Raw genomic sequence first — 1,222 nt, forward strand, 5'->3', positions numbered from 1 at the left:
CCCGCTCGCAGCCGGGGCCAGTGCCAGTGTCACCATCACCGTGCAGGTGACCACCAGCGGTCCGACCACGCTGACCAACACTGCAACCCTCAATTACACTGATAGCGGGGGGAATGCGCGGACGCCGGTGACTTCGAGCGATACAACGCGCATATCTGGGCCGACGACAGTTGATCTGATCAAGCAAGCCACCTTAGTTGTTGACAGTAACAATGATGATCGGGCTGGTTCAGGTGATATTATTGAATATACCATCGTCATGACGAATACCGGCTCAGAGCCAGCTCTCCTGCTCACGATTGCAGATACTCCCGATGTGAATACCACGCTGATCGTGGGGAGTGTCTTGGTCAACCCTTCAAACGCAGTAGTGGTGAGTGGCAACAATCTCGGCGATACTACTGTTGAAGTCACCCTCAACGAGCTGGCGATCAGTGATAGTCTCACAATTACGTTCCGCGTGCAAGTCAATACACCACTCCCTGATAACGTGAGTGAAATTGCTAATCAGGCGATAGCCAGCGGCGTGAACATTTCATCAACACCGAGTGACGATCCGACAACAACTGTTCCTGACGATCCGACCCGCCTGCGAACACCTCCGCCGGGAGGTCCACCAACGGCCATTGTCCTGACCGAGTTCCGCCTGGTTGCAACAAGCACCGGCTGGGACATTCTCTGGTCGACCGGCGCTGAAGTGAATACTCGTGGGTTTCTGATCTATCGTTCGACCGCTGGCCGCGATAAAGCGCAACTATTGACTCCGCTTCCTATTCCGGCCCGTGGCAGCAGTACAAGTGGTGCGAGCTATCGCTTCAGCGACCATACGGCGCTAGTAGGGATTGACTACTCGTACTGGTTGGTAGAGATCGAGCTGGATGGTACATTTACCGAATATGGTCCGTTACATTCTCGTGGTACGATAAGCCAGCAATATCGCTACTTCATACCGCTGATCGGGCGTTAAGGAGTTATACAACTATGAGACAGACCATCTGGCGTGTCCTACCAATTATCGCAGGAGGTATGTTATTCATCGTGGCATCCCTCTCAGTCTTGCCAACAGGGTCAGTGCGTGCTGAACGGCCCATGAGCATTACCGAGACATCAACGGCAGAGCCGCCAACCCAAACGCCGACTAGCACCCCAACCAGTACGCCCACCCCAACCAACACCCCGACAGGTAGCGGCGGGGGCGGCGGAGCCACGCCCACCCCAACCA

Annotated in this window: 2 pseudogenes; both read left to right on the forward strand. The window is 55.2% G+C overall.

The features are described from left to right. A pseudogene (locus tag JE47_RS0120170) lies at window positions 1-967 on the forward strand (DUF11 domain-containing protein); the annotation flags it as partial. A gap of 14 nt (window positions 968-981) precedes the next feature. Then, a pseudogene (locus JE47_RS21730) lies at window positions 982-1,222 on the forward strand (hypothetical protein); the annotation flags it as partial.

Origin of the sequence: Chloroflexus sp. MS-G, from assembly GCF_000735195.1 — a bacterium.
Classification (GTDB): domain Bacteria; phylum Chloroflexota; class Chloroflexia; order Chloroflexales; family Chloroflexaceae; genus Chloroflexus.